Origin of the sequence: Blastococcus sp. CT_GayMR19, assembly GCF_004570385.1 — a bacterium.
Lineage (GTDB): Bacteria > Actinomycetota > Actinomycetes > Mycobacteriales > Geodermatophilaceae > Blastococcus_B.
The window spans coordinates 33,155-53,764 of the sequence record NZ_SPQL01000005.1; the positions used below are offsets into that span (position 1 = coordinate 33,155).

Genomic DNA, 20,610 nt, shown 5'->3' on the forward strand with positions numbered 1-20,610 from the left:
ACATGCCCACCCCCACCAAGGGTCCCCGTCTCGGCGGCGGCCCCGCGCACGAGCGGCTGATGCTGGCCAACCTGGCCACCTCGCTGTTCGAGCACGGGCGGATCACCACGACCGAGGCGAAGGCCAAGCGGCTGCGTCCGCTGGCCGAGAAGCTCGTCACCTTCGCCAAGCGCGGTGACCTGCACGCCCGTCGCCAGGTGATGACGACCATCCGTGACAAGAACGTCGTCCACACGCTCTTCGCGGAGATCGGCCCCCGGTTCGAGAACCGTCCCGGCGGCTACACGCGGATCACCAAGGTGGGTCCCCGCAAGGGCGACAACGCCCCCATGGCGGTCATCGAGCTGGTCGAGGCGCTGACCGTCTCGCAGCAGGCCGTCGGCGAGGCAGAGCGCGCCCGGGGCACGAAGTTCGCCGCCGGTGCCGGTGCGTCCGCCGCCGCCGGTGAGGTCACGGCGGATGCCGTCGAGGCGCCCGCCGCCGGCGACGACGACGCGCAGGAGATCGTCACCGACGTCTTCACCCCCGACGGTGAGCGCCAGGACGACGGCGACGTCGACCGGGAGCCGACCGCGCAGCACGGCGTGGTCGTCGAGGGCGACAACGTCTCGCCCGAGCTCGCCGACGCGGCCGCCGCCGAGGTGAACGCCGCGGAGACCGGCGACGCCGCCACCGAGAGCCTCAACGCTCCCGGCGGCGACGCAGCGCCGGACCCCAAGTAGGACCGCTGAGCGCCCGCCCCACGGGTGCCGAGGCCACGATGCCGCACCCGGACGAGCCCGCCCCCGATCACGGGGGCGGGCTCGTCCGTCTTCGGCTGTCCATCAGCTACGACGGCACCGCCCTGCACGGGTGGGCGCGGCAGCCGGGCCAGCGCACGGTCCAGGGCGAGCTGGAGCAGGCCCTCAGCATGGTGCTGCGCTGCCCGGTCGACCTCACCGTGGCCGGGCGTACGGACGCCGGGGTGCACGCCACGGGCCAGGTGGCGCACTGCGACGTCCCGCGGGAGCTGTGGGAGGAGCAGGGCACCCGGCTGGTCCGCCGGCTGCGCGGGGTGCTCCCGCCCGACATCGCCGTCCCGGCGGTCGTCGCGGCGCACCCCGACTTCGACGCCCGGTTCGCGGCGCTCGCCCGGCACTACGTCTACCGGCTCACCGACGTCCCCTGGGGCCCGCCGCCGCTCCGCCGGGCCGATGTCGTGGGCTGGCCGCGGGCGCTGGACGCCGGTGCGATGGCCGCCGCGGCCGCCGTGCTGCTCGGGGAGAACGACTTCGCCGCCTTCTGCCGCCGCCGTGAGGGCGCGACCACCATCCGGACGCTCCTGGCGCTGGACGTCGAGCGCCACGGCGACCTGATCACCATCGCCGCCTCGGCGGACGCCTTCTGCCATTCGATGGTGCGCAGCCTCGTGGGTGCCCTGTCGGCGGTGGGAGAGGGACGCCGGACGCCCGAGTGGCCGGCCGCGCTGCTGACCCGCACGGAGCGGTCCAGCGAGGTCCCGGTGGCGCCGGCCGGTGGGCTGACCCTGGTGCGCGTCGACTATCCGCCGGACGACGGACTCGGCGCCCGCACATCGGTGACCCGAGCCCGGCGCAGCTGAATCAGGGGAGGTCGGCGACGGCCTTCTCGATCGGCGTCGTCCCGCTGACGACGTCCAGCACCGAGCCCGGCCGGGGCGAGTCCAGCAGGGCGAGCATCACGGCGGCCACGTCGTCCCGGGAGATCTCACCCAGGCCCAGGTCCCGGCCCAGGGTGACCAGGCCGGTGCCCGGGTCCTCGGTGAGCTGCGCCGGGCGCAGCACGGTGAGGTCGACCGCCGGCCGCTGGCGGACGCCGTCCTCGGCGGCCAGCTTGGCCTTCAGGTAGGCGTGGAAGACGTCGTCGATGCCCTCGGGACGGCGTCCCTCCGCGACGGCCTCGACGCCCATGGACGACATCAGCAGATAGGGCCGCACGGAGGCCTGCTCGGCCGCGTCGGCGAGCAGGAGGGCCGCGGCCCGGTCCGCCTCGTCCTTGTGCGGCGTGCTGCCCGCCGGCTCGGCACCCGCGGCGAAGACCACCACGTCGGCATTGACCACGAAGGCCGCCAGGTGGTCGACGGCGGTGTCTTCCAGGTCGAGCACGACGAGATCAGCGGCGTCCGAGGAGAGCTCCGCCTCGTGCTCCGGCGTCGGCACGATCCCGACGACGGAGTCGCCGCGGGCGCAGAGCAGCCGCCCGAGCCGGCGGCCCACCCGGCCATGGGCCCCTGCGATCACGACGCGCATCCCCGAAAACTACCCCGGCCCGGGGCCTGCCAGCAGCCGGGCGCGAGCGAGATCGGCCGGGGTATCGCAATCGGTCCAGGGTGGGGGTTCACCGGGGCGCGATTCCGCGTGCCACCTGCGCACGGACAGCGGGGCGAGCGCGCGGCGCAGGGAGGTCGGCCCCGCGACGTCGGCGACCGCCGCCCGCAGCGCCGCCGTCCGCCAGATCCCGAGCAGGTACTGGTCGCGGCCCGCGTCGTCGACGACGAGGATCCCGTCGCCGGTGAGCCGCGTCCGCAGCTCCTCGATCAGGGACGGCGGCACGAACGGCAGGTCCCCGGCGAGCACGGCCACGACGTCGGTGTCGACCGCCGCGAGCCCCGCCCGCAGGGCGGCGACGGGGCCGCCGCCGGGAGGGTGCTCACGCACGAGCAGCACGTCCGGCGGCACGGGCTGCGGAGGGCCGACGACGACCCGCTGGGCCGCGTCGGCCACCGCATCGAGGACGGCCGCCAGGATGCTGCGGCCCCCGACCTCCAGTTGGGGCTTGGCCTGACCGCCGAGCCGGGCCGCCCGCCCCCCGGCCGGCACCACCGCGGCGTAGGGCGGCAGGTCCGGCGGCATGCGCAGACCGTACGGCCGCCGGGCGTGGGTACCGTCCTCCCGTGGGACGAGTGACCAGCCGCACGCCGGTGCTGCGCATCCGGGGACCGGTGCGCACCACGCGCCCCGACACCGTCGCCGCGGAGGAGCCACTGGAGATCCGGCTGGGCGGCACGCCGCTGGCGGTCACGATGCGCACCCCGGGACACGACTTCGACCTCGTGCACGGCTTCCTCGCCACCGAGGGGGTCATCACCGGGCCGGACGACGTGCTGGGCCTGCGGTACTGCGACTCGGTGGACGCCGAGGGCCGCAACACCTACAACGTGGTGGACGTCGACCTGGCGCCCGGCGTCGAGGCACCGGACACCGCGCTGGACCGGAACTTCTACACGTCGAGCTCCTGCGGCGTCTGCGGCAAGGCGAGCATCGACGCCATCCGCACGAAGACGGTCTTCGACGTCGCGGGTGACGACGTCCGGCTGCCCCTGGAGGTGCTGCTCGCCCTGCCGGACCGGCTGCGCGCCGAGCAGGAGGTGTTCGAGAAGACCGGCGGGCTGCACGCCGCGGGGCTGTTCACCGCCACCGGGGAATTGGTGGCGTTGCGGGAGGACGTCGGCCGGCACAACGCCGTGGACAAGGTCATCGGCGACGGCGTGCGCGAGGGCCGGCTGCCACTGTCGGGATGCGTGCTCATGGTGAGCGGCCGGGCGAGCTTCGAGCTGACGCAGAAGGCGGCGATGGCCGGCATCCCGGTGCTCGCCGCCGTCTCCGCGCCGTCGTCCCTGGCCGTGGAGCTGGCCCGCGAGGTGGGCATCACCCTGATCGGGTTCCTGCGCGGCGACGGCTGCAACGTCTACACCCACCAGGAGCGGCTGGAGATCCCGACCACGGCCTGACGAAAGCCGCCCTGCGAGGCGGTGGGAGGAGTGGGGGCCGGAGGCTCCCCGACGAACGCCGGGATGGGCTCCACGCAGCTGGGGACGGCACGTTGCAGCGGTGGGGTGCGGAGGACCGCGATGTCACAGCGGTGCGGTCCGGAGGACCGCGATGTCACAGCTCAGAAGACCAGGCAGAACGGGTGGCCGGCCGGGTCGGCGAACACCCGGAATCCCTCGTCCGAGGCGTCGTGGAGCCGGCTGGCCCCGAGCGCCACCACCGCGCGCTCGCCCGCCTCGACGTCGTCGACCCGGATGTCGACGTGCAGTTGCTGGGGGTGCCCGGGGTCCGGCCAGACGGGCGGCAGGTACGGCGACGCGCGCTGGAAGGCGAGCTCCCGCCAGCCGACGTCGCGGCCGATGACCACCCAGGCGCCGTCGCCGTCGTCCTCGTTGACCCGCATGCCGAGCACCTCGGCGTAGAACGCGGCGAGCGCGCGCGGGTCCGGGCAGTCGAAGACCGTCTTCTCGAGCCGTCCGATCACGGCGTCAATGGTCGCCGCCGCGCAGCTGGCTGACCACGTGGGGGAGGAGCGGGCCGAGCACCGCCAGCCCGTCGCGCACCCCGCCCGTCGAACCGGGCAGATTGACGATCAGCGTGCGCGCGGCCATCCCGGCGAGGCCGCGGGACAGCACCGCCGTCGGGACTCCGTTCTCGGCGCCGTACCGGCGGACGGCCTCGGCCAGGCCCGGCGCCTCGCGCTCGAGCACCCGCCGGGTGGCCTCCGGTGTGACGTCGGTCGGAGACAGGCCGGTGCCGCCCGTGGTGAGGACGACGTCGAACCCGAGGTCCACCGCGTTCGCGAGCACCGCCTTCAGTTCGTCGACGTCATCGGGGCGCACGTGCGGGCCTTCGACGGTGAACCCGAGCTCCCGCAGTCCCGCGGCGAGCGCCTGCCCGCTGCGGTCCTCGTAGACGCCGGCGGCGGCGCGGTTGGACGCGGTGACGACCAGCGCGCGGGCGTCGTCGGGCAGCTCGCTCATCGCGTCCAGTCCCCGCTCTTGCCGCCGGACTTGGTCAGCAGCCGGATGTCGGTGATGGCAGCGCGGGGGTCGACGGACTTGACCATGTCGATCATCGTCAGCCCGGCGACGGCGACCGAGGTGAGCGCCTCCATCTCCACCCCGGTGCGGTCGGCCGTGCGGGCGGTGGCGGTGATCTCGACGGCGTCGTCGGTGACCTCGAGGTCGACGGTGACCCCGTGCAGCGCGATCGGATGGCACAGCGGCACCAGGTCCGGCGTCCGTTTGGCGCCCGCGATGCCGGCGATGCGGGCGACGGCGACCGCGTCCCCCTTCGGCACCCCGCTGCCCCGGAGCAGCGCGACGACCTCCGGGCTGACCAGCACCCGGCCGGCCGCCGTCGCGACCCGTGCGGTGACCGGCTTCGCGCTGACGTCCACCATCCGGGCGGCGCCGGTCTCGTCCACGTGCGTGAGGCGGGGCTCTTTCACTGGAGGGCTCCTTCGATCAGCACGACGTCGACGTCGGCGCCGGCAGGGAGGTCGGTGACGACCTCGGGGACGACGACCAGGCAGTTCGCCCGGGAGAGGTGCGCGACCAGGTGGGAGCCGGGACCGCCGACCTGGGAGACCAGGCCGCCGTCGTAGCGGCCCCGCAGGAACTGGCGGCGGCCGGCGGGCGAGCGCAGCGGGCCGGTCAGCCGGGCGGGCACGTGCAGGCGGTCGGGGGAGGCGTACCCCATCGCCCGCCGGAGCGCCGGCCGGACGAACACCTCGAAGGAGACGAAGGCGCTGACCGGGTTGCCCGGCAGTGTGACCACGGGGACGCCGTCGACGGTGCCGGCGCCCTGCGGGCCGCCCGGCTGCATCGCGACCTTGGCGAACTCGACCGTGCCGAGGCCGCGGAAGGCGTCCTTGACCACCTCGTAGGCGCCGGCGCTGACGCCGCCGCTGGTGATCAGCAGGTCCGCCGTCGCCACCTCCGCCCGCACCGTCGCGAGGAACTGGTCGACGTCGTCGGGGACGAAGTGCAGCCGGCGGGCCTCGCCGCCGGCGTCCTCCACGGCGGCGGCGAGGAGCAGGGAGTTGGACTCGTAGATCTGCCCCGGCTGCAGTGGCCGCCCCGGCTCGACCAGCTCGCTGCCGGTGGACAGCACCAGCACGCGGGGACGGCGCCGCACCCGCAGGGTCGTGATGCCGACGGCGGCGGCCAGCCCGACCTGCGCGGCGCCCAGCGCGGCCCCCGCCGACAGGGCGACCGCGCCGGCCGGGATGTCCTCGCCCGCGGCCCGCACGTGGCTGCCGAGCGGGGGCGTGTCCCGGATCTCCACGACGTCGGTCGCCCCGTCGGTGAGCTCGACGGGGACGACGACGTCCGCGCCCGGGGGCAGCGGGGCGCCGGTCATGATGCGGTGCACGGTGCCGGGCGCCAGGGGGACGACGTCGGAGCGCCCGGCGGGGATGTCCTCGGCGACGGGCAGCCGGACCGGCGACCGCGCGGAGTCCGAGACCTCGGCCCACCGGGCGGCGTAGCCGTCCATGGCCGAGTTGTCGAAGCCGGGCAGCGCGACCTCGGCGGCGACGTCGCGGGCCAGCACCCGGCCGTGCGCGGCCGCCAGCGGGACGGACTCCTCGCCGAGGGGCCGGAGCAGCGCGGTGACCACTGCCTGGTGTTCCTCGACGGTGCGCACGCGCCCATCCTTGCCGATCGCTCCGACACGAGCCGGAAACGGCCTCCGGATAGGGTCCCGGCTCGAACGGGCGAGGCGGAGGTGGGCATGGCTGAGATCGACCGGATGCTCGAGGCGAACGAGCAGTGGGCGGAGCGGTTCCCCGGCAGCAAGCCGGTGCGGCCGGCGCGTGCGGTGGCGATCGTCGCCTGCATGGACTCCCGGATGCCGCTGTTCGGGATGCTCGGCCTCGCGGTGGGCGACGCCCACGTGATCCGCAACGCCGGTGGTGTCATCACCGAGGACACCATCCGGTCGCTGACCATCTCCCAGCACGTGCTGGGCACCCGCGAGATCCTGCTCGTGCACCACACCGAGTGCGGGCTCGAGGCGACCGACGACGTGAGTTTCGCCGACATGGTCGAGCAGGCGACCGGGCGGCGTCCGCCCTGGGCGGCCCGGGCGTTCACCGACGTCGACGCCGACGTCCGCGAGTCGATCCGGCTCATCCGGGACAGCCCGTACCTGCTGTCGCGGGAGGTCCGCGGCACCGTGTACGACGTGGGGACGGGGCACCTGCGCGAGGTCCGCTGACAGCCCCGGGAGCATCGCAGCGAGGCCGGTGCCGACAGGGAGTGAGCATCGCAGCGAGCGCCAGCGAGCGAGGAGCGGAGCGACCGCGGAGGCGCCGTGGGGCGTGGAGCGAGGAGCGGACCGGGGGCGCGGAAGCGGACCGGGAAAGGGTCCGCTGACCGTCCCCTCGGCCGCGGGAAAGTGGCCGGTCGGCGGCTGGTATCGTGGCCGACTGGCGCGTGAGCCGGCTGGTGCCGCGCGCGCTGCACCGTCTCCCGTGCTCGGTGAGGCGATCCCACCAGCCTTCCCGACGACGAAGAGGACACGAGCGCCGTGCGCACGTACACCCCCAAGCCCGGCGAGGTATCCCGGGCCTGGCATGTCATCGACGCCACCGATGTGGTGCTCGGTCGACTGGCCAGCCAGACCGCGCAGCTGCTGCGCGGCAAGCACAAGCCCCAGTACGCCCCGCACATGGACGTCGGCGACTTCGTCGTCATCGTCAACGCCGGGAAGGTCGCCCTCACGGGCTCCAAGCGGGACGACAAGGTCGCCTACCGGCACTCCGGTCACCCGGGTGGTCTGAAGACGATCAACGTCGGCGACCAGCTGCGCACGCACCCCGACCGCGTCGTCGAGCGCGCGATCAAGGGGATGCTGCCGCACAACACCCTCGGCCGGCAGATGCTCTCCAAGCTCAAGGTCTACGCAGGCCCGGAGCACCCCCACGCTGCGCAGCAGCCCCAGACCTACGAGATCAAGCAGGTGGCCCAGTGAGCGAGCTTGCGAGCGAGCCGATCAACACAGCACCGTCGGTCACGACGCCGACGAGCGCCAGCGAGGAGAGCAAGTGACCAGCCCAGCGACCGTGACCGACGCCGACGGGCGTCCGATCCAGACCGTCGGGCGACGCAAGGAAGCCATCGTCCGCGTGCGCCTGCTCCCCGGCACCGGCCAGTTCAAGCTCAACGGCCGCACCCTCGAGGAGTACTTCCCCAACAAGGTCCACCAGCAGCTCATCCGTGAGCCGTTCGTGACCCTGGAGAAGGGCGAGCAGTACGACGTCGTCGGTCTGCTCAACGGTGGCGGCGTCACCGGCCAGGCCGGTGCCCTGCGCCTCGCCATCGCGCGGGCCCTCATCGAGATCGACGTCGACGACCGGCCGGCGCTGAAGAAGGCCGGCTTCCTCACCCGTGACCCGCGGGTCAAGGAGCGCAAGAAGTACGGGCTCAAGAAGGCCCGCAAGGCGCCTCAGTACTCCAAGCGCTGACCCCTCCGTTGGGTCGCCTGTTCGGAACGGACGGCGTCCGCGGCCTGGCCAACTCCGACCTGACGCCGGAGCTGGCTCTCTCGGTCGCGCGCGCCGCCGCCGGAGTGCTCGCCGGCCGCGACGGGACCTCGCGTCCCGTCGCGGTCGTCGGCCGCGACCCCCGGGCCAGTGGCGAGATGCTCGAGGCCGCCGTGGTGGCCGGGCTGACCAGCGCCGGCGCCGAGGTGCTGCGCGCCGGCGTCGTCCCCACGCCCGCTCTCGCCTATCTCACCGGCCGGAACGACGCGGATCTCGGCGTCATGATCTCGGCCAGCCACAACCCGATGCCCGACAACGGCCTCAAGCTGTTCAGTCGCGGGGGCCACAAGCTCCCCGACGCGGTCGAGGCGGCGATCGAGCGCACCGTCGTCGCCGGCCGCTCCGGCGAGCACCGGCCCACCGGTGCCGGGATCGGCCGGGTCCGCGACCTGCCCGAGGCGGGGGAGGACTACGCCCGCCACGTCCTGTCCACCGTCGACCAGCCGCTCACCGGCCTCCGGGTCGTCGTCGACTGCGCCCACGGGGCCGCTGCGGCCACGGGACCCGACGTCTACCGGCGGGCCGGTGCCACCGTGCACGCCATCGGGGACGCACCCGACGGCTGGAACATCAACGACGGCGTGGGGTCCACCCACCTCGGCCCGCTGGCCGACACGGTCCGGGAGCAGGGCGCCGACATCGGCATCGCCCACGACGGCGACGCCGACCGGTGCCTGGCCGTCACCGCTGACGGGGACGTCGTCGACGGCGACATGATCCTGGCGATCTGCGCCCTGTCGATGCACGAGCGCGGCGCCCTCAAGGACTCGACCGTCGTGGCCACGGTGATGAGCAACCTCGGTTTCCACCACACGATGCGGGACGCCGGCATCGCGGTGCAGACGACGGCCGTCGGCGACCGCTACGTGCTCGAGGCCCTGCGCGCCCGGGGCCTGAGCCTGGGTGGCGAGCAGAGCGGCCACCTGGTGTTCCTCGACCACGCCACCACCGGCGACGGCCTGCTGACCGGCCTGGCCCTGCTCTCCCGGATGGCCGCGACCGGCGCCTCCCTGGCCGAGCTCGCCTCGGTGGTGCAGCGGCTGCCGCAGATCCTGATCAACGTGCCCGTGACCGACCGGCTCGCCGTCGCCGAGAGCGACGAGGTGGCGGAGGCGGTCAACGCGGTCGAGGAGGAGCTCGGGGACTCCGGCCGGGTGCTCCTGCGCCCGTCCGGCACGGAGCAGCTCGTGCGCGTGATGGTCGAGGCCCCGACCCAGGAGCAGGCCGACGAGGTCGCCACCCGGCTCGCGGAGGTCGTCGCGCGGGTCGGTTAGCGGGACGCGACGGGCCCTGTCGCGACACGGGTCGGTCAGCGGGACGCGACGGGCCCTGTCGCGACGAGGTGGGGCCGGAGGCCTCGCCGAGGAGTGACGCAGCGGCTCCGTGTGACAGGAGTGGGCTCCTGGTGGCGGTGTCGTGCGGAGCACGACGGTGTCCTAGACGGATCGGTCCGCCACTCCCGGTACTCTCGGCCCAATGTGCGGCATCGTGGGATATGTCGGTCCGCAGGACGCCCGGGACGTGGTTCTCGAAGGCCTCCGCCGGCTCGAGTACCGGGGCTACGACTCCGCTGGGATCGCCGTCGTCGCCGACGGTGCGCTGAGCTCGGCCAAGAAGGCCGGCAAGCTGGCGAACCTGGAGAAGGTGCTGGCCGAGCGCCCGCTGCCCGCGGCCACCATCGGCATCGGGCACACCCGGTGGGCGACGCACGGTGGCCCGACCGACCGCAACGCGCACCCGCACCTCTCGGCCGACGGCTCGGTCGCGGTGATCCACAACGGGATCATCGAGAACTTCGCCGTCCTGCGGGCCGAGTGCGAGAAGGACGGCATCGAGTTCACCTCGGAGACCGACACCGAGGTCGCGGCCCACCTGCTGGCACGGGCCTACGACGCCGCGCCCGAGGGCGAGGGCCGCCTGGCCGACGCGATGCGCACCGTCTGCCGCCGCCTGGAAGGGGCCTTCACCCTCGTCGCCACCGCGGCCGCGGAGCCGGACACCCTCGTGGCGGCCCGGCGCAGCAGCCCGCTCGTGGTCGGCATCGGGGACGGCGAGTACTTCCTCGGTTCCGACGTCGCCGCCTTCATCGCGCACACGCGCGAGGCCCGCGAGCTCGGTCAGGACCAGGTCGTCGAGATCGACCGGCACCGCGGCCTGACCGTCACGGACTTCGCCGGCGCCGAGGTCGAGCCCACCGCCTACACCGTCGACTGGGACGCCGCCGCCGCCGAGAAGGGCGGTTACGACTGGTTCATGCTCAAGGAGATCGCCGAGCAGCCGCAGGCGATCGCCGACACCCTGCTGGGCCGGCTCGGCGTCCGCGGTGAGCTCGTGCTCGACGAGGTGCGGCTCTCCGACCAGGAGCTCCGGGACATCGACAAGATCTTCGTCGTCGCCTGCGGCACGGCCTACCACGCCGGCCTGATCGCGAAGTACGCGATCGAGCACTGGACCCGCATCCCCGTCGAGGTCGAGGTGGCCAGCGAGTTCCGCTACCGCGACCCGGTGCTCGACCGGTCGACGCTGGTCGTGGTCATCAGCCAGTCGGGCGAGACCATGGACACGCTGATGGCGCTGCGGCACGCGAAGGACCAGAACGCGCGCGTCCTGGCGATCTGCAACGCGAACGGCTCGACCATCCCGCGCGAGTCCGACGCCGTGCTCTACACGCACGCCGGCCCGGAGGTCGCCGTCGCCTCGACGAAGGGCTTCCTCACCCAGCTGGTCGCCTGCTACCTCGTCGGGCTCTTCCTGGCCCAGATCCGCGGGGTGAAGTACGAGGACGAGGTGTCCGCGATCGTCGCGGACCTGCGGCGGCTGCCGGAGGCGGTCGCCCAGGTGCTCGCCGGCATGGAGCCGGTGCGCGAGCTGGCCCGCTCGCTGGCCGACGCGAACACGATCCTCTTCCTGGGCCGCCACGTCGGCTTCCCCGTGGCGCTGGAGGGGGCCCTCAAGCTCAAGGAGCTGGCCTACATCCACGCCGAGGGCTTCGCCGCGGGTGAGCTCAAGCACGGCCCCATCGCCGTCATCGACCAGGGCACGCCGGTCATCGTCATCGTGCCCTCGCCGCGCAGCCGGGAGTCGGTGCACGGCAAGGTTGTGTCCAACATCCAGGAGGTCCGCGCCCGCGGTGCCCGGACGATCGTCATCGCCGAAGAAGGCGACGAGGACGTCGTGCCGTACGCCGACCACCTGATCCGCATCCCGCGGACGCCGACACTGCTCGCGCCGGTGGTCACGACGATCCCGCTCCAGGTGCTGGCGTGCGAGATCGCCGACACCCGGGGTCTCGACGTCGACCAGCCGCGCAACCTGGCCAAGTCGGTCACCGTCGAGTAGTTCCGGCCGTCGAGTAGTTCCGGCTCCGGCACGGCAGACTGACCCGGTGATCATCGGGGTCGGGATCGACGTCGTGCCGGTGGAGCGCTTCGCCGAGTCGCTGACGCGCACACCAGGGCTGCGGGACCGGCTGTTCACCGCCGCCGAGCAGCACACACCCTCGGGGAGCAGGCGCACCGGCGAGTCGCTCGCCGCCCGCTTCGCGGCCAAGGAGGCGCTGGCCAAGGCCCTCGGCGCCCCGGGCGACCTCCACTGGCACGACGCCGAGGTGACGGTCGGCGAACACGGCCGCCCGCACCTGGAGGTCCGCGGGACGGTGGCCGGCCGGGCCGCGCAGCTCGGCGTCACCGGCTGGCACATCTCGCTCAGCCACGACGGCGGCATCGCCTCGGCGGTGGTCGTCGCGGAGGGCCTTGCTCTCGGGGCGGGACCGGCTCTGGGGTCGGGGCCGGCGCTCGGATCGGGGAGCGGCGTCGGGGCGGCGCGCGCGGACGACGCATGATCGGGCTGCACGCCGTCCAGGAGGTGCGGGCCGCCGAGGAGCCGCTGCTCGCCGCGCTGCCCGAGGGCACGCTCATGCAGCGGGCCGCCACCGGGCTGGCCACCGTGTGCCTGCGGCTGCTCGGCCCGGCCTACGGGCGTCGCGTCGTGCTGCTCGTGGGAACGGGCAACAACGGCGGTGACGCGCTGTTCGCCGGCGCCGTCCTCGCCCGCCGTGGAGTGCGGGTGACCGCGGTCCTGCTCGATCCGGACCGGGCGCACGCGGCAGGCCGCGCCGCGCTCCTGCGGGCCGGTGGCCGCGCGCTCCCCGCCGGGTCGCGCGAGGCGGCCACGGTCATCGGCCGCGCCGACCTGGTGGTGGACGGGATGCTCGGCATCGGCGGCCGGGGCGGGCTGCGCCCCGACGCCGCGGCGCTGGCCTCGGCAGCGGCGGACGGCGCGGGCATTCCGGTCGCGGTCGACGTCCCCAGCGGTGTCGACGCCGACACCGGCGCCGTGGACGGCGTGGCGTTCCCGGCTCTGCACACCGTCACCTTCGGCGCGGTCAAGCCCGGACTCGTCGTCGGGGAGGGCCGCGGGCACGCGGGTCAGGTGCACCTGGTCGACATCGGCCTCGGACCGCACCTCCCGTCGGCGACCGCGTTCGCACTGACCGACGCCGACGTCGCCGCACGGCTGGAGCCGCCGTCGGCCGGGGACGACAAGTACTCGCAGGGCGTCGTCGGCATCGTCGCCGGGTCGGCGGCCTATCCCGGTGCCGGCGTGCTCTGCACCGGGGCCGCGCTGCGCACCCGGCCCGGCCTGGTCCGCTACGCCGGGACCGCCGCCGACGGGGTGCGGGCCGCGTGGCCGGAGGCGATCGTGACCGCCGGCCGCCCGTCCGACGCCGGCCGGGTGCAGGCCTGGGTGGTCGGTCCCGGGATGGGGACGGACGACGCCGCGCGCAGCGTCCTGGCCGAGGTGCTGGCCACCGACCTGCCGGTGGTGCTCGACGCGGACGCCCTCACCATGGCCGCCGCGGAGCCGTCGCTGGTGAGGGGGCGGAGCGTCCCGACCGTGCTGACGCCGCACGACCGCGAGTTCGCCCGGTTCGGGTTCGACGTCGGCCCGGACCGGATCGGCGCGGCCCGGCGGCTGGCCGCCGACCTCGGCTGTGTCGTGCTGCTCAAGGGCGACGCCACGGTCGTCGCCGGCCCGCACGGGGGTGTCTTCGTGAACGGGACGGGCACGTCGTGGCTCGCCACGGCGGGGACCGGCGACGTGCTGGCCGGCATTCTCGGCGCCCTCCTGGCGACCGGCCTCGACGCGACCGAGGCGGCCGCGGTGGGCGCCCATCTGCACGGGCGGACGGGGCAGCTCGCCGCGGAGCGCGGACCACTGGTGGCGGGCGACCTGGTCCGGTGCCTGCCGGACGCGATCGGCCGGGTGCGCGGGGTCCCGGCGCGCCGCCTGGGAGACTCGGAGGCGTGACGAACGCACCCCCCCGCGCCGAGATCGTCGTCGACCTCGACGCGATCGCCGCCAACACGGCGGTGCTGCGGGAGCGGGTCGGCCGCCCGCTGATGGCCGTGGTCAAGGCCGACGGGTACGGCCACGGGCTGATCCCGGCCGCACGGGCGGTGCTGGCCGGCGGCGCCGACGCGCTGGGTGTCGCCGTCCTCGACGAGGCCCTCGCGCTGCGCTCGGCGGGCGTGACCGCGCCGGTGCTCGCCTGGCTGCACGGCCCCGGCACCGACTACTCGGCCGCCCTGACCGCCGACATCGAGATCTCGGTCAACGCCGACTGGGGGCTGGACGAGGTGGTCGCCGCGGCACAGGCCACCGGTCGTACGGCGCAGGTGCACCTGAAGGTCGACACGGGCCTCTCCCGGGGCGGCGCGACGCCGGCCGACTGGCCCGCGCTGGTCGCCGCGGCCGCGCGCGCGGAGGCCGAGGGGTCCGTCGCCGTCGTCGGGGTGTGGAGCCACATGGCCTACGCCGACGCGCCCACCCACCCCACGATCGGGGCGCAGGTCCGGGTCTTCGAGGAGGCCGTGGGGATCGCCCGTGCCGCCGGCCTCACCGATGCGCGCCGGCACCTGGCCAACTCGGCCGCCACCGTCGCCCTGCCCGAGACCTGGTACGACCTCGTCCGGCCCGGGATCGCCCTGTACGGGCTCGACCCGCTCGGCGGGGACCCGGCGGCCCACGGTCTCCGCCCGGCGATGACGGTCCGTGCCGCCGTCGCGCTGACCAAGCGGGTGCCGGCCGGGGTCGGTGTCTCCTACGGCCACACCTACTTCCCCGAGCGCGAGACCACGCTGGCGCTCGTGCCGGTGGGGTACGCGGACGGTGTGCCGCGCGCGGCCGGGAACCGGGCCCCGGTCCTGGCCGGCGGCGCGCAGCGGACGATCGCCGGGCGGGTCTGCATGGACCAGTTCGTGCTGGACGTCGGGGACGCCGCGGTGGCACCCGGCGACGAGGTCGTCCTCTGGGGCCCCGGGGAGGGGGGCGAGCCGACGGCGCAGCAGTGGGCCGACGCGGTCGACACCATCCACTACGAGCTGGTCACCCGGGTCGGCGGACGCTTCGCCCGCCGCTACGTCGGCTCGGCGGGGGCGGTCTGATGGCCAGGGACCCGAAGCCGAAGCCGGCAGCCGGCCCCTCCCGCGGGCACACCGCGGGGGTCGTCGGGGCGCTGCTCGGCCTCGCCGCGGCCGGCACCGCCGCGGGAGTCGCGGTCAGCCGGGTCGCCGCGCGGCGCGTCCGGGCCGCCGAGCTCGGCGGGAAGCAGCTCGCCGACGCCCGCCTCCGGGAGAACGACCCGCTCGGCGGTGCGGCCCGCCCGGCCGATCGGACGGCCCTGGTGCAGGCCGACGACGGCGTGCTGCTGTCCGTCGAGGAGATCGGCCCGCGGGACGCGCCGCTGACCGTCGTCTTCGTGCACGGCTACTCGCTGTCGATGGCGTCCTGGGCCTTCCAGCGGCGCACGCTCGCCGCCGAGCTGGCGACCGCCAACGGCCACCGACCGGACGCGCGACTGGTGTTCTACGACCAGCGGGGGCACGGCGCGTCCAGCCGGGGGTCGGCCGACCGGTCCACGATCGACCAGCTGGCGCACGACCTGGCCGCCGTGATCGAGGCGCGGGTGCCGCAGGGTCCCGTGGTTCTCGTCGGGCACTCGATGGGCGGCATGACGGTCATGGGGCTCGCGGCGGTGCGCCCCGAGCTGTTCGGGTCGAAGGTCGTCGCGGCCGCCCTGATCTCCACCTCCAGCGGCAACCTGGCCGAGCTCACGTTCGGGCTCCCCGAGCTGCTCACCCGGGTCCGGGCGGCGTTCTTCCCGGTGGCCGCGTGGACGATGCGGTGGCGGCCGGCCCTGGCCGAGCGCACGCGGCGCCTGGCCGGTGACCTGGTCTCGGCGGTCACCCGCTCGCTGTCGTTCGCCTCGTCCGACGTCGACCCCGCGCTGACCCGGTACCTGGACGCGATGATCGCCGGCACCCGGGTCGACGTGATCGCGGAGTTCTACCCGGCGCTCGCCGGACTGGACCAGACCGGCTCGCTCGAGCCGCTCCGTCGCATCCCGACCCTCGTGCTGACCGGGGATGCCGACAAGATGATCCCCAAGCAGCACAGTGAGCTGATCGTGGAGCGGCTGGGGCGGACGGGCGACAGCAGAGTGGAGTACGTCGTCGTCCCCGACGCCGGGCACATGGTGCTGCTGGAGAAGCCGGACGAGGTGAGCGCCGCCCTGACGGCGCTGCTGCGCCGGGCCGCCGCGGAGGTACGGACCGCTCGCCGCAGGTGACGGCGGTCAGGCCCCTCCCCGTCGCCGTTTAGGGTGCGGAGGTGGCCGCCCCCCGTCCGCCCCGGCTGGACGCCACCGCCGACGAGGTCGCGCGCATCGCCGCCGCGGCGCCGGACTGGCCGGCGCTCGCGGCCGCGGCCCGTCCCTGCGTCGCCTGTCCCGAGCTGGCGGCGGTCCGGCAGCACGTCGTCGTCGGCGACGTCCCGGTCGGGCCGCCCCGCTTCGCACTCGTCGGGGAGGCGCCGGGCGCGACCGAGGACGAGACCGGCCGGCCCTTCGTCGGCCGGTCCGGGGCGCTGCTCGACCAGCTGCTCGCCGAGGCCGGGCTCGCGCGATCGGAGGCGGCCGTGCTGAACATCGTCAAGTGCCGGCCACCCGGCAACCGCACCCCGACCGCCCATGAGGTGGCCCGCTGCAGCGGATGGCTGCGCCGCCAGCTCGAGCTGCTCGATCCGCCGATCGTGGTGGCGCTGGGACTGTCGGCGGCGAAGTGGTTCCTCGGGCCGCGCACGGTGCTCGCGCGGGCCCGGGCGGAGGGTCCGCACGACTACGCCGGCCGGGCGCTCTGGCCCACCTACCATCCGTCGGCCGCCATCCGCTTCGGGCCGAACGGCGCCCCCCGGGCCGCCCTCCTGGCCGACCTGTCGGCGGTCGCGGCCTCGCTCGGCAGGAGGCCCGCGTGAGACGCCAGCACCTGCTCCCGACGGCCGGGGACACCCACGCCCTGGGCCGGGCCCTCGCCGAGGTGCTCCGGCCCGGTGACCTCGTCGTCCTCGTCGGGCCGCTGGGCGCCGGCAAGACCGCGCTCACGCAGGGGATCGGCGCGGGGCTGGAGGTCCGCGAGCCGGTGACCTCGCCGACGTTCGTGATCGCCCGCGTGCACCGCGGCGGCCGGGTGCCCCTGGTGCACGTCGACGCCTACCGGCTGGGCAGCGTCGCCGACGTCGACGACCTCGACCTGGACGCCTCGTCCGCCGAGTCGGTCACGGTGGTCGAGTGGGGCCAGGGCCTGGTCGAGCAGCTGGCGGACGGGCACCTCGAGGTGCGCCTCGACCGCCGCGACGACGACGTCCGGACGGCGACGCTCGTGCCGCACGGGCCGGACTGGGAGCAGCGGCTCCAGGCGACTCAGTAACCTCGGCGTCCGTGCTCGTCCTTGCCCTCGACACCGCGACGCCGACGCTCGTCGCGGGCCTCGGCCGCTGGTCGGCCGACGCCGGCATCGAGGTGCTCGCCGAGCGGGCCGTCCCGTCGGGCAACCGGCACGCCGAGCTGCTCACGCCGGCGATCCGGGGTGTGCTGGCCGACGCCGGGCTGGGGATGACCGACCTGGACGCCGTCGTGACCGGGCTGGGTCCGGGGCCCTTCACCGGCCTCCGCGTCGGGGTCGTGACCGCGCTGACGCTCGCCGATGCGCGGCGGCTGCCGGTCGTCGGGGTCTGCTCGCTCGACGCCGTCGGCTCCGGTGCGCGCACGGTGGTGACCGACGCCCGCCGCAAGGAGGTCTACTGGGCGACCTACGGCGACGACGGCCGGCGCACCGAGGGGCCCGGCGTGGTCCGGCCGGAGGAACTCGGCCGGCCCGGTCCGTTCGTCGGCGACCGCGCCTTCGCCGAGCGCTTGGCCTCCCCGGTGACCGCGGCGGACGTGACGACCGCGGGCCTGCTGCGGGCTGCCTCGCCGCAGCTGGCGGACCCGTCGTCGGCGGGACCGCTGGTGCCGCTGTACCTGCGCCGTCCGGACGCGACGCCGCCGACGGCGATCAAGGCGGTGACGCGGGCATGACGGTGACGCTGCGCCCGATGACGCTGGACGACCTGCCCGCGGTGATGCGGATGGAGGAGGAGCTCTTCGCGCCGGACACCTGGACCGAGGACATGTACCGCGACGAGCTGTCCCGCGCCGACACCCGGTACTACGTGGTGGCCGAGTTCGACGTCAGCGGTGACGAGGACGAATCCGACGGGCCGCCCGTCATGGTCGGCTACGCGGGACTGATCGCCTACGACGACGAGTCGCACGTGGCCACCCTCGGGGTGACCAAGGCGCTGCAGGGCGAGGGCGTCGGCTCGCTGCTGCTCGACGCGCTGCTCGCCGAGGCGGACCGGCGCAGCCCGGTCGTCCTGCTGGAGGTGCGGGCGGACAACGAGGCGGCCCAGCGCCTCTACCGCCGTCGGGGGTTCACCGAGATCGGCCGGCGCCGCGGCTACTACCAGCCCAGCGGGGACGACGCCGTCGTCATGAAGCGCAAGCGGGTGCGGGCTCTGGGGCGCGCGTCGGGGGGTGGGCGTGGCTGACCAGCCGCTGGTGATCGGGTTCGAGACCTCCTGCGACGAGACCGGCGTGGGCCTCGTCCGGGGGCACACCCTGCTGGCCGATGCCCTGGCCACGTCGGTGGCCGAGTACGAGCGCTTCGGCGGTGTGGTTCCCGAGATCGCCTCGCGCGCGCACCTCGAGGCGATGGTCCCGACCGTGCACCGCGCCCTGGCCGACGCGGGGGCGACGGTGGACGACGTGGACGCCGTCGCGGTCACCTCCGGGCCCGGGCTGACCGGGGCGCTGCTGGTCGGGGTGGCCGCCGCGAAGGCCTACGCCCTGGCGCTGGGGGTGCCGCTCCACGGCGTCAACCACCTGGCCGCCCACGTCGCCGTCGACGAGCTCGAGCACGGCCCGCTGGCCGAGCCGTCGATCGCGCTGCTCGTGTCCGGCGGTCACAGCTCGCTGCTGCTCGTGCCCGACCTCTCCCGGCAGGTCGAGTCACTGGGGCGAACCGTGGACGACGCGGCGGGCGAGGCGTTCGACAAGGTCGCCCGCGTGCTCGGGCTGCCCTTCCCGGGTGGGCCGCCGATCGACAAGGCGGCCCGCGAGGGCGATCCGGCGGCCATCCCGTTCCCGCGCGGGCTCACCGGCCCGCGGGACGCGCCCTTCGACTTCTCGTTCTCCGGCCTGAAGACGGCGGTGGCGCGCTGGGTGGAGGCGCGGGAGCGGTCGGGGGAGCCGGTGCCGGTGGCCGACGTCGCGGCGTCCTTCCAGGAGGCGGTCGCCGACGTGCTCACCGCCAAGGCGGTCCGCGCCTGCCGCGACCGCGGTGTCGGCCACCTCGTGCTCGGCGGGGGAGTGGCGGCCAACTCGCGGCTGCGGGCGCTGGCCGAGGAGCGGTGCGCGGCCGCCGGCATCGTGCTGCGGGTGCCCAGCCCGCGGCTGTGCACGGACAACGGCGCGATGGTCGCCGCGCTCGGGTCCCGGCTGGTCGCGTCCGGGGTCGCGCCCTCGGAGCCCGACCTCGGCGCGGACAGCTCGCTGCCTATCGAGGTCGTCACCCGCTGAGCGGGGCGCAGACCAGCACGGACGGCGCGCCGGCGACCCGGGTGACCACGACGACCGCGGAACCGCTCCCGGGTCCCCTCAGCTGTCTGGCCAGCGTCTCCGGCTCGATGGGGGAGCCACGCTTCTTCACCACCACCCGCCCGACACCCTGGGTGCGCAGCAGCGCCCGCAGCTTCTTGAGGTTGAACGGCAGCACGTCGGTGACCCGGTACGAGCTCACCCACGGGTTCGCGGCCGGCCCGTCGGAGGTCAGGTAAGCGATCGTCGGGTCGATCAGGGTCGCGCCGAGATCGGCCGCCACGCACGCGACCAGCCCGGACCGGATGACCGCCGGGTCCGGCTCGTGCAGCCATCTGCGCACCGGGCCGGTCGGCGCGAGCCCGGGGTCCTGGTCGGCCGTGAGCTCGTGGACGGCGTCGCGGCCGACGAGGGTCGCCCGGCGCCAGGTGGCCGACAGTCCGCGGCCCCACAGCAGCGCCTCGACGATCGAGCCGCCGACCGAGATCCACTCGGCCTCGATGCCTGCGGGAACCCGGTCGTGGTCCAGGCCGGGGGCCACCTTCACCACCGTCGCCGGGACGCGGTCGAGCAGCGCGGTGACGGTCGACCACGGCGGGGACCAGCGGTCGGGGTCCAGCTGCCGGCGTCCCCCGGCCCGCCTCGCCGGATCCAGGACGGCGGCGCGGCAGCCGGCCACCACACCGTCGGCGGCGGCCGCCACCAGGTCGACGACGTCGGCGTCGATCACCTCGACCCGCGTCAGCCCCAGCGCCGTGGTGTTCAGCAGGGTCAGCTCCCGGGCCACCGGATCGCGGTCGACGGCCACCACCCGGGCGCCGGCCCGCGCCAGTGCGATCGTGTCGGTGCCCGCCGCGCAGCCCAGGTCGGCGACCGACTCGGAGCCCGGGGCCAGCAGCCGCGCGGCGCGCCGGTCGGCGAGGGCGGGACGGCCGGCCTGCTCGAGGGTGTCGCCGGTGAACAGCAGCCGGTCGGCGTCGGCCCCGAACGTCGCCCGCGCCTTGTGCCGCTGGCGCGCGACGCCCCACGCCGGGCCGGCCAGGTCCGTGCCCACCTCGGCGCGCAACCGGGACAGTGCGGACACCGCATCGGCCCCGTCGGCCATCAGCGACGCCGCCCGGGACAGCGCCGCCGCGCCGTCCGGCGTCGCCAGGGCCCGCAGCTGACGCACCGTCTCGGCGGCCTGCTCCTCGGGTTGCCGGTCCATCGGCACAGCGTGGCGTACGGGCTGGTCCGTCCCGTCGTCACCTGCCGGGGGACCCGGTTGAGCGGCTGGCACTCTCATGGGTAGAGTG

Annotated in this window: 24 protein-coding genes; 17 read left to right on the plus strand and 7 right to left on the minus strand. The window is 75.1% G+C overall.

Annotated elements, in window-relative coordinates; all coding sequences use genetic code 11:
• The first annotated feature begins 2 nt into the window (after positions 1-2).
• The gene (gene rplQ, locus E4P39_RS23315) at positions 3-722 is read left to right on the plus strand and encodes a 50S ribosomal protein L17 (RefSeq protein WP_135136033.1); all 720 of its coding nucleotides are present in this window, start codon (positions 3-5) and stop codon (positions 720-722) included.
• A gap of 38 nt (positions 723-760) precedes the next feature.
• Positions 761-1,600 (plus strand): tRNA pseudouridine(38-40) synthase TruA, encoded by an 840-nt coding sequence (gene truA, locus E4P39_RS08830; RefSeq protein WP_135136034.1) that lies wholly within the window; start codon positions 761-763, stop codon positions 1,598-1,600.
• Between the two features lies 1 nt (position 1,601).
• Here truA and E4P39_RS08835 read toward each other — a convergent pair whose 3' ends face one another.
• Together E4P39_RS08835 and E4P39_RS08840 are read right to left on the minus strand one after the other, a co-directional pair.
• Complete coding sequence (locus tag E4P39_RS08835) at positions 1,602-2,267, minus strand: NAD(P)-binding oxidoreductase (protein ID WP_135136035.1); 666 nt, start codon at positions 2,265-2,267, stop codon at positions 1,602-1,604.
• A gap of 9 nt (positions 2,268-2,276) precedes the next feature.
• The gene (locus tag E4P39_RS08840; protein WP_135136036.1) at positions 2,277-2,870 is read right to left on the minus strand and encodes an NTP transferase domain-containing protein; all 594 of its coding nucleotides are present in this window, start codon (positions 2,868-2,870) and stop codon (positions 2,277-2,279) included.
• Between the two features lie 41 nt (positions 2,871-2,911).
• On the opposite strand from E4P39_RS08840, the gene fdhD reads away from it, so the two are divergent.
• Positions 2,912-3,748: a formate dehydrogenase accessory sulfurtransferase FdhD gene (gene fdhD, locus E4P39_RS08845; protein ID WP_135136037.1), complete on the plus strand. Its 837-nt coding sequence runs from the start codon at positions 2,912-2,914 to the stop codon at positions 3,746-3,748.
• A gap of 161 nt (positions 3,749-3,909) precedes the next feature.
• On the opposite strand, the gene E4P39_RS08850 is transcribed toward fdhD, so the two are convergent.
• Genes E4P39_RS08850 through glp form a run of 4 tightly spaced genes read right to left on the minus strand, consistent with a single transcriptional unit; the run spans position 3,910 to position 6,440 of the window.
• Positions 3,910-4,272 carry a VOC family protein gene (locus tag E4P39_RS08850; protein WP_209306442.1) on the minus strand — a complete coding sequence of 121 codons (363 nt, stop codon included), beginning with the start codon at positions 4,270-4,272 and terminating at the stop codon, positions 3,910-3,912.
• Positions 4,273-4,276: 4 nt separating this feature from the next.
• Positions 4,277-4,771: a MogA/MoaB family molybdenum cofactor biosynthesis protein gene (locus E4P39_RS08855; RefSeq protein ID WP_135136039.1), complete on the minus strand. Its 495-nt coding sequence runs from the start codon at positions 4,769-4,771 to the stop codon at positions 4,277-4,279.
• Complete coding sequence (gene moaC, locus E4P39_RS08860; protein ID WP_135136040.1) at positions 4,768-5,241, minus strand: cyclic pyranopterin monophosphate synthase MoaC; 474 nt, start codon at positions 5,239-5,241, stop codon at positions 4,768-4,770. Before moaC ends, E4P39_RS08855 begins: the two co-directional genes overlap by 4 nt.
• Entirely contained in the window at positions 5,238-6,440 is a 1,203-nt protein-coding gene (gene glp, locus E4P39_RS08865; RefSeq protein WP_135136041.1) for a gephyrin-like molybdotransferase Glp, read from the minus strand. The genes moaC and glp overlap by 4 nt, the downstream gene beginning before the upstream one ends.
• Before the next feature lie 87 nt (positions 6,441-6,527).
• Here glp and E4P39_RS08870 point away from each other — a divergent pair, with 87 nt between their 5' ends.
• From E4P39_RS08870 to tsaD, 14 genes are all read left to right on the plus strand, one after another.
• On the plus strand, positions 6,528-7,013 hold the full coding sequence (locus E4P39_RS08870; RefSeq protein WP_135136042.1) for a carbonic anhydrase: 486 nt from the start codon (positions 6,528-6,530) through the stop codon (positions 7,011-7,013).
• A gap of 312 nt (positions 7,014-7,325) precedes the next feature.
• A complete protein-coding gene (gene rplM / locus E4P39_RS08875; RefSeq protein WP_135136043.1) occupies positions 7,326-7,769 on the plus strand; it encodes a 50S ribosomal protein L13 in 444 nt (147 codons plus the stop codon).
• 73 nt (positions 7,770-7,842) lie between these two features.
• Positions 7,843-8,262: a 30S ribosomal protein S9 gene (gene rpsI, locus E4P39_RS08880; protein ID WP_135136044.1), complete on the plus strand. Its 420-nt coding sequence runs from the start codon at positions 7,843-7,845 to the stop codon at positions 8,260-8,262.
• Positions 8,263-8,270: 8 nt separating this feature from the next.
• Positions 8,271-9,614, plus strand: a complete 1,344-nt coding sequence (glmM, locus tag E4P39_RS08885; RefSeq protein WP_135136045.1) for a phosphoglucosamine mutase — start codon at positions 8,271-8,273, stop codon at positions 9,612-9,614.
• Positions 9,615-9,816: 202 nt separating this feature from the next.
• Positions 9,817-11,679: a glutamine--fructose-6-phosphate transaminase (isomerizing) gene (gene glmS, locus E4P39_RS08890; protein ID WP_135136046.1), complete on the plus strand. Its 1,863-nt coding sequence runs from the start codon at positions 9,817-9,819 to the stop codon at positions 11,677-11,679.
• A 46-nt stretch (positions 11,680-11,725) separates the two neighbouring features.
• A complete protein-coding gene (locus tag E4P39_RS08895; protein ID WP_245159720.1) occupies positions 11,726-12,181 on the plus strand; it encodes a holo-ACP synthase in 456 nt (151 codons plus the stop codon).
• A complete protein-coding gene (locus tag E4P39_RS08900; protein WP_135136047.1) occupies positions 12,178-13,650 on the plus strand; it encodes an NAD(P)H-hydrate dehydratase in 1,473 nt (490 codons plus the stop codon). The genes E4P39_RS08895 and E4P39_RS08900 overlap by 4 nt, the downstream gene beginning before the upstream one ends.
• The gene (gene alr / locus E4P39_RS08905) at positions 13,647-14,786 is read left to right on the plus strand and encodes an alanine racemase (protein WP_135136048.1); all 1,140 of its coding nucleotides are present in this window, start codon (positions 13,647-13,649) and stop codon (positions 14,784-14,786) included. The genes E4P39_RS08900 and alr overlap by 4 nt, the downstream gene beginning before the upstream one ends.
• The gene (locus tag E4P39_RS08910) at positions 14,786-15,970 is read left to right on the plus strand and encodes an alpha/beta hydrolase (protein WP_135136049.1); all 1,185 of its coding nucleotides are present in this window, start codon (positions 14,786-14,788) and stop codon (positions 15,968-15,970) included. The genes alr and E4P39_RS08910 overlap by 1 nt, the downstream gene beginning before the upstream one ends.
• Before the next feature lie 41 nt (positions 15,971-16,011).
• The gene (locus tag E4P39_RS08915) at positions 16,012-16,653 is read left to right on the plus strand and encodes a uracil-DNA glycosylase (protein ID WP_135136050.1); all 642 of its coding nucleotides are present in this window, start codon (positions 16,012-16,014) and stop codon (positions 16,651-16,653) included.
• Positions 16,650-17,105 carry a tRNA (adenosine(37)-N6)-threonylcarbamoyltransferase complex ATPase subunit type 1 TsaE gene (gene tsaE, locus E4P39_RS08920; RefSeq protein ID WP_135136051.1) on the plus strand — a complete coding sequence of 152 codons (456 nt, stop codon included), beginning with the start codon at positions 16,650-16,652 and terminating at the stop codon, positions 17,103-17,105. Before E4P39_RS08915 ends, tsaE begins: the two co-directional genes overlap by 4 nt.
• Positions 17,106-17,116: 11 nt before the next feature.
• The gene (tsaB, locus tag E4P39_RS08925; RefSeq protein WP_135136052.1) at positions 17,117-17,755 is read left to right on the plus strand and encodes a tRNA (adenosine(37)-N6)-threonylcarbamoyltransferase complex dimerization subunit type 1 TsaB; all 639 of its coding nucleotides are present in this window, start codon (positions 17,117-17,119) and stop codon (positions 17,753-17,755) included.
• On the plus strand, positions 17,752-18,267 hold the full coding sequence (gene rimI / locus E4P39_RS08930) for a ribosomal protein S18-alanine N-acetyltransferase (RefSeq protein ID WP_135136053.1): 516 nt from the start codon (positions 17,752-17,754) through the stop codon (positions 18,265-18,267). The genes tsaB and rimI overlap by 4 nt, the downstream gene beginning before the upstream one ends.
• Positions 18,260-19,297, plus strand: coding sequence for a tRNA (adenosine(37)-N6)-threonylcarbamoyltransferase complex transferase subunit TsaD (gene tsaD, locus E4P39_RS08935; RefSeq protein WP_135136054.1), 1,038 nt, complete (start codon positions 18,260-18,262; stop codon positions 19,295-19,297). The genes rimI and tsaD overlap by 8 nt, the downstream gene beginning before the upstream one ends.
• Here tsaD and E4P39_RS08940 read toward each other — a convergent pair.
• Positions 19,287-20,522 (minus strand): class I SAM-dependent methyltransferase, encoded by a 1,236-nt coding sequence (locus E4P39_RS08940; RefSeq protein ID WP_135136055.1) that lies wholly within the window; start codon positions 20,520-20,522, stop codon positions 19,287-19,289. The genes tsaD and E4P39_RS08940 overlap by 11 nt on opposite strands.
• Positions 20,523-20,610: the final 88 nt, after the last annotated feature.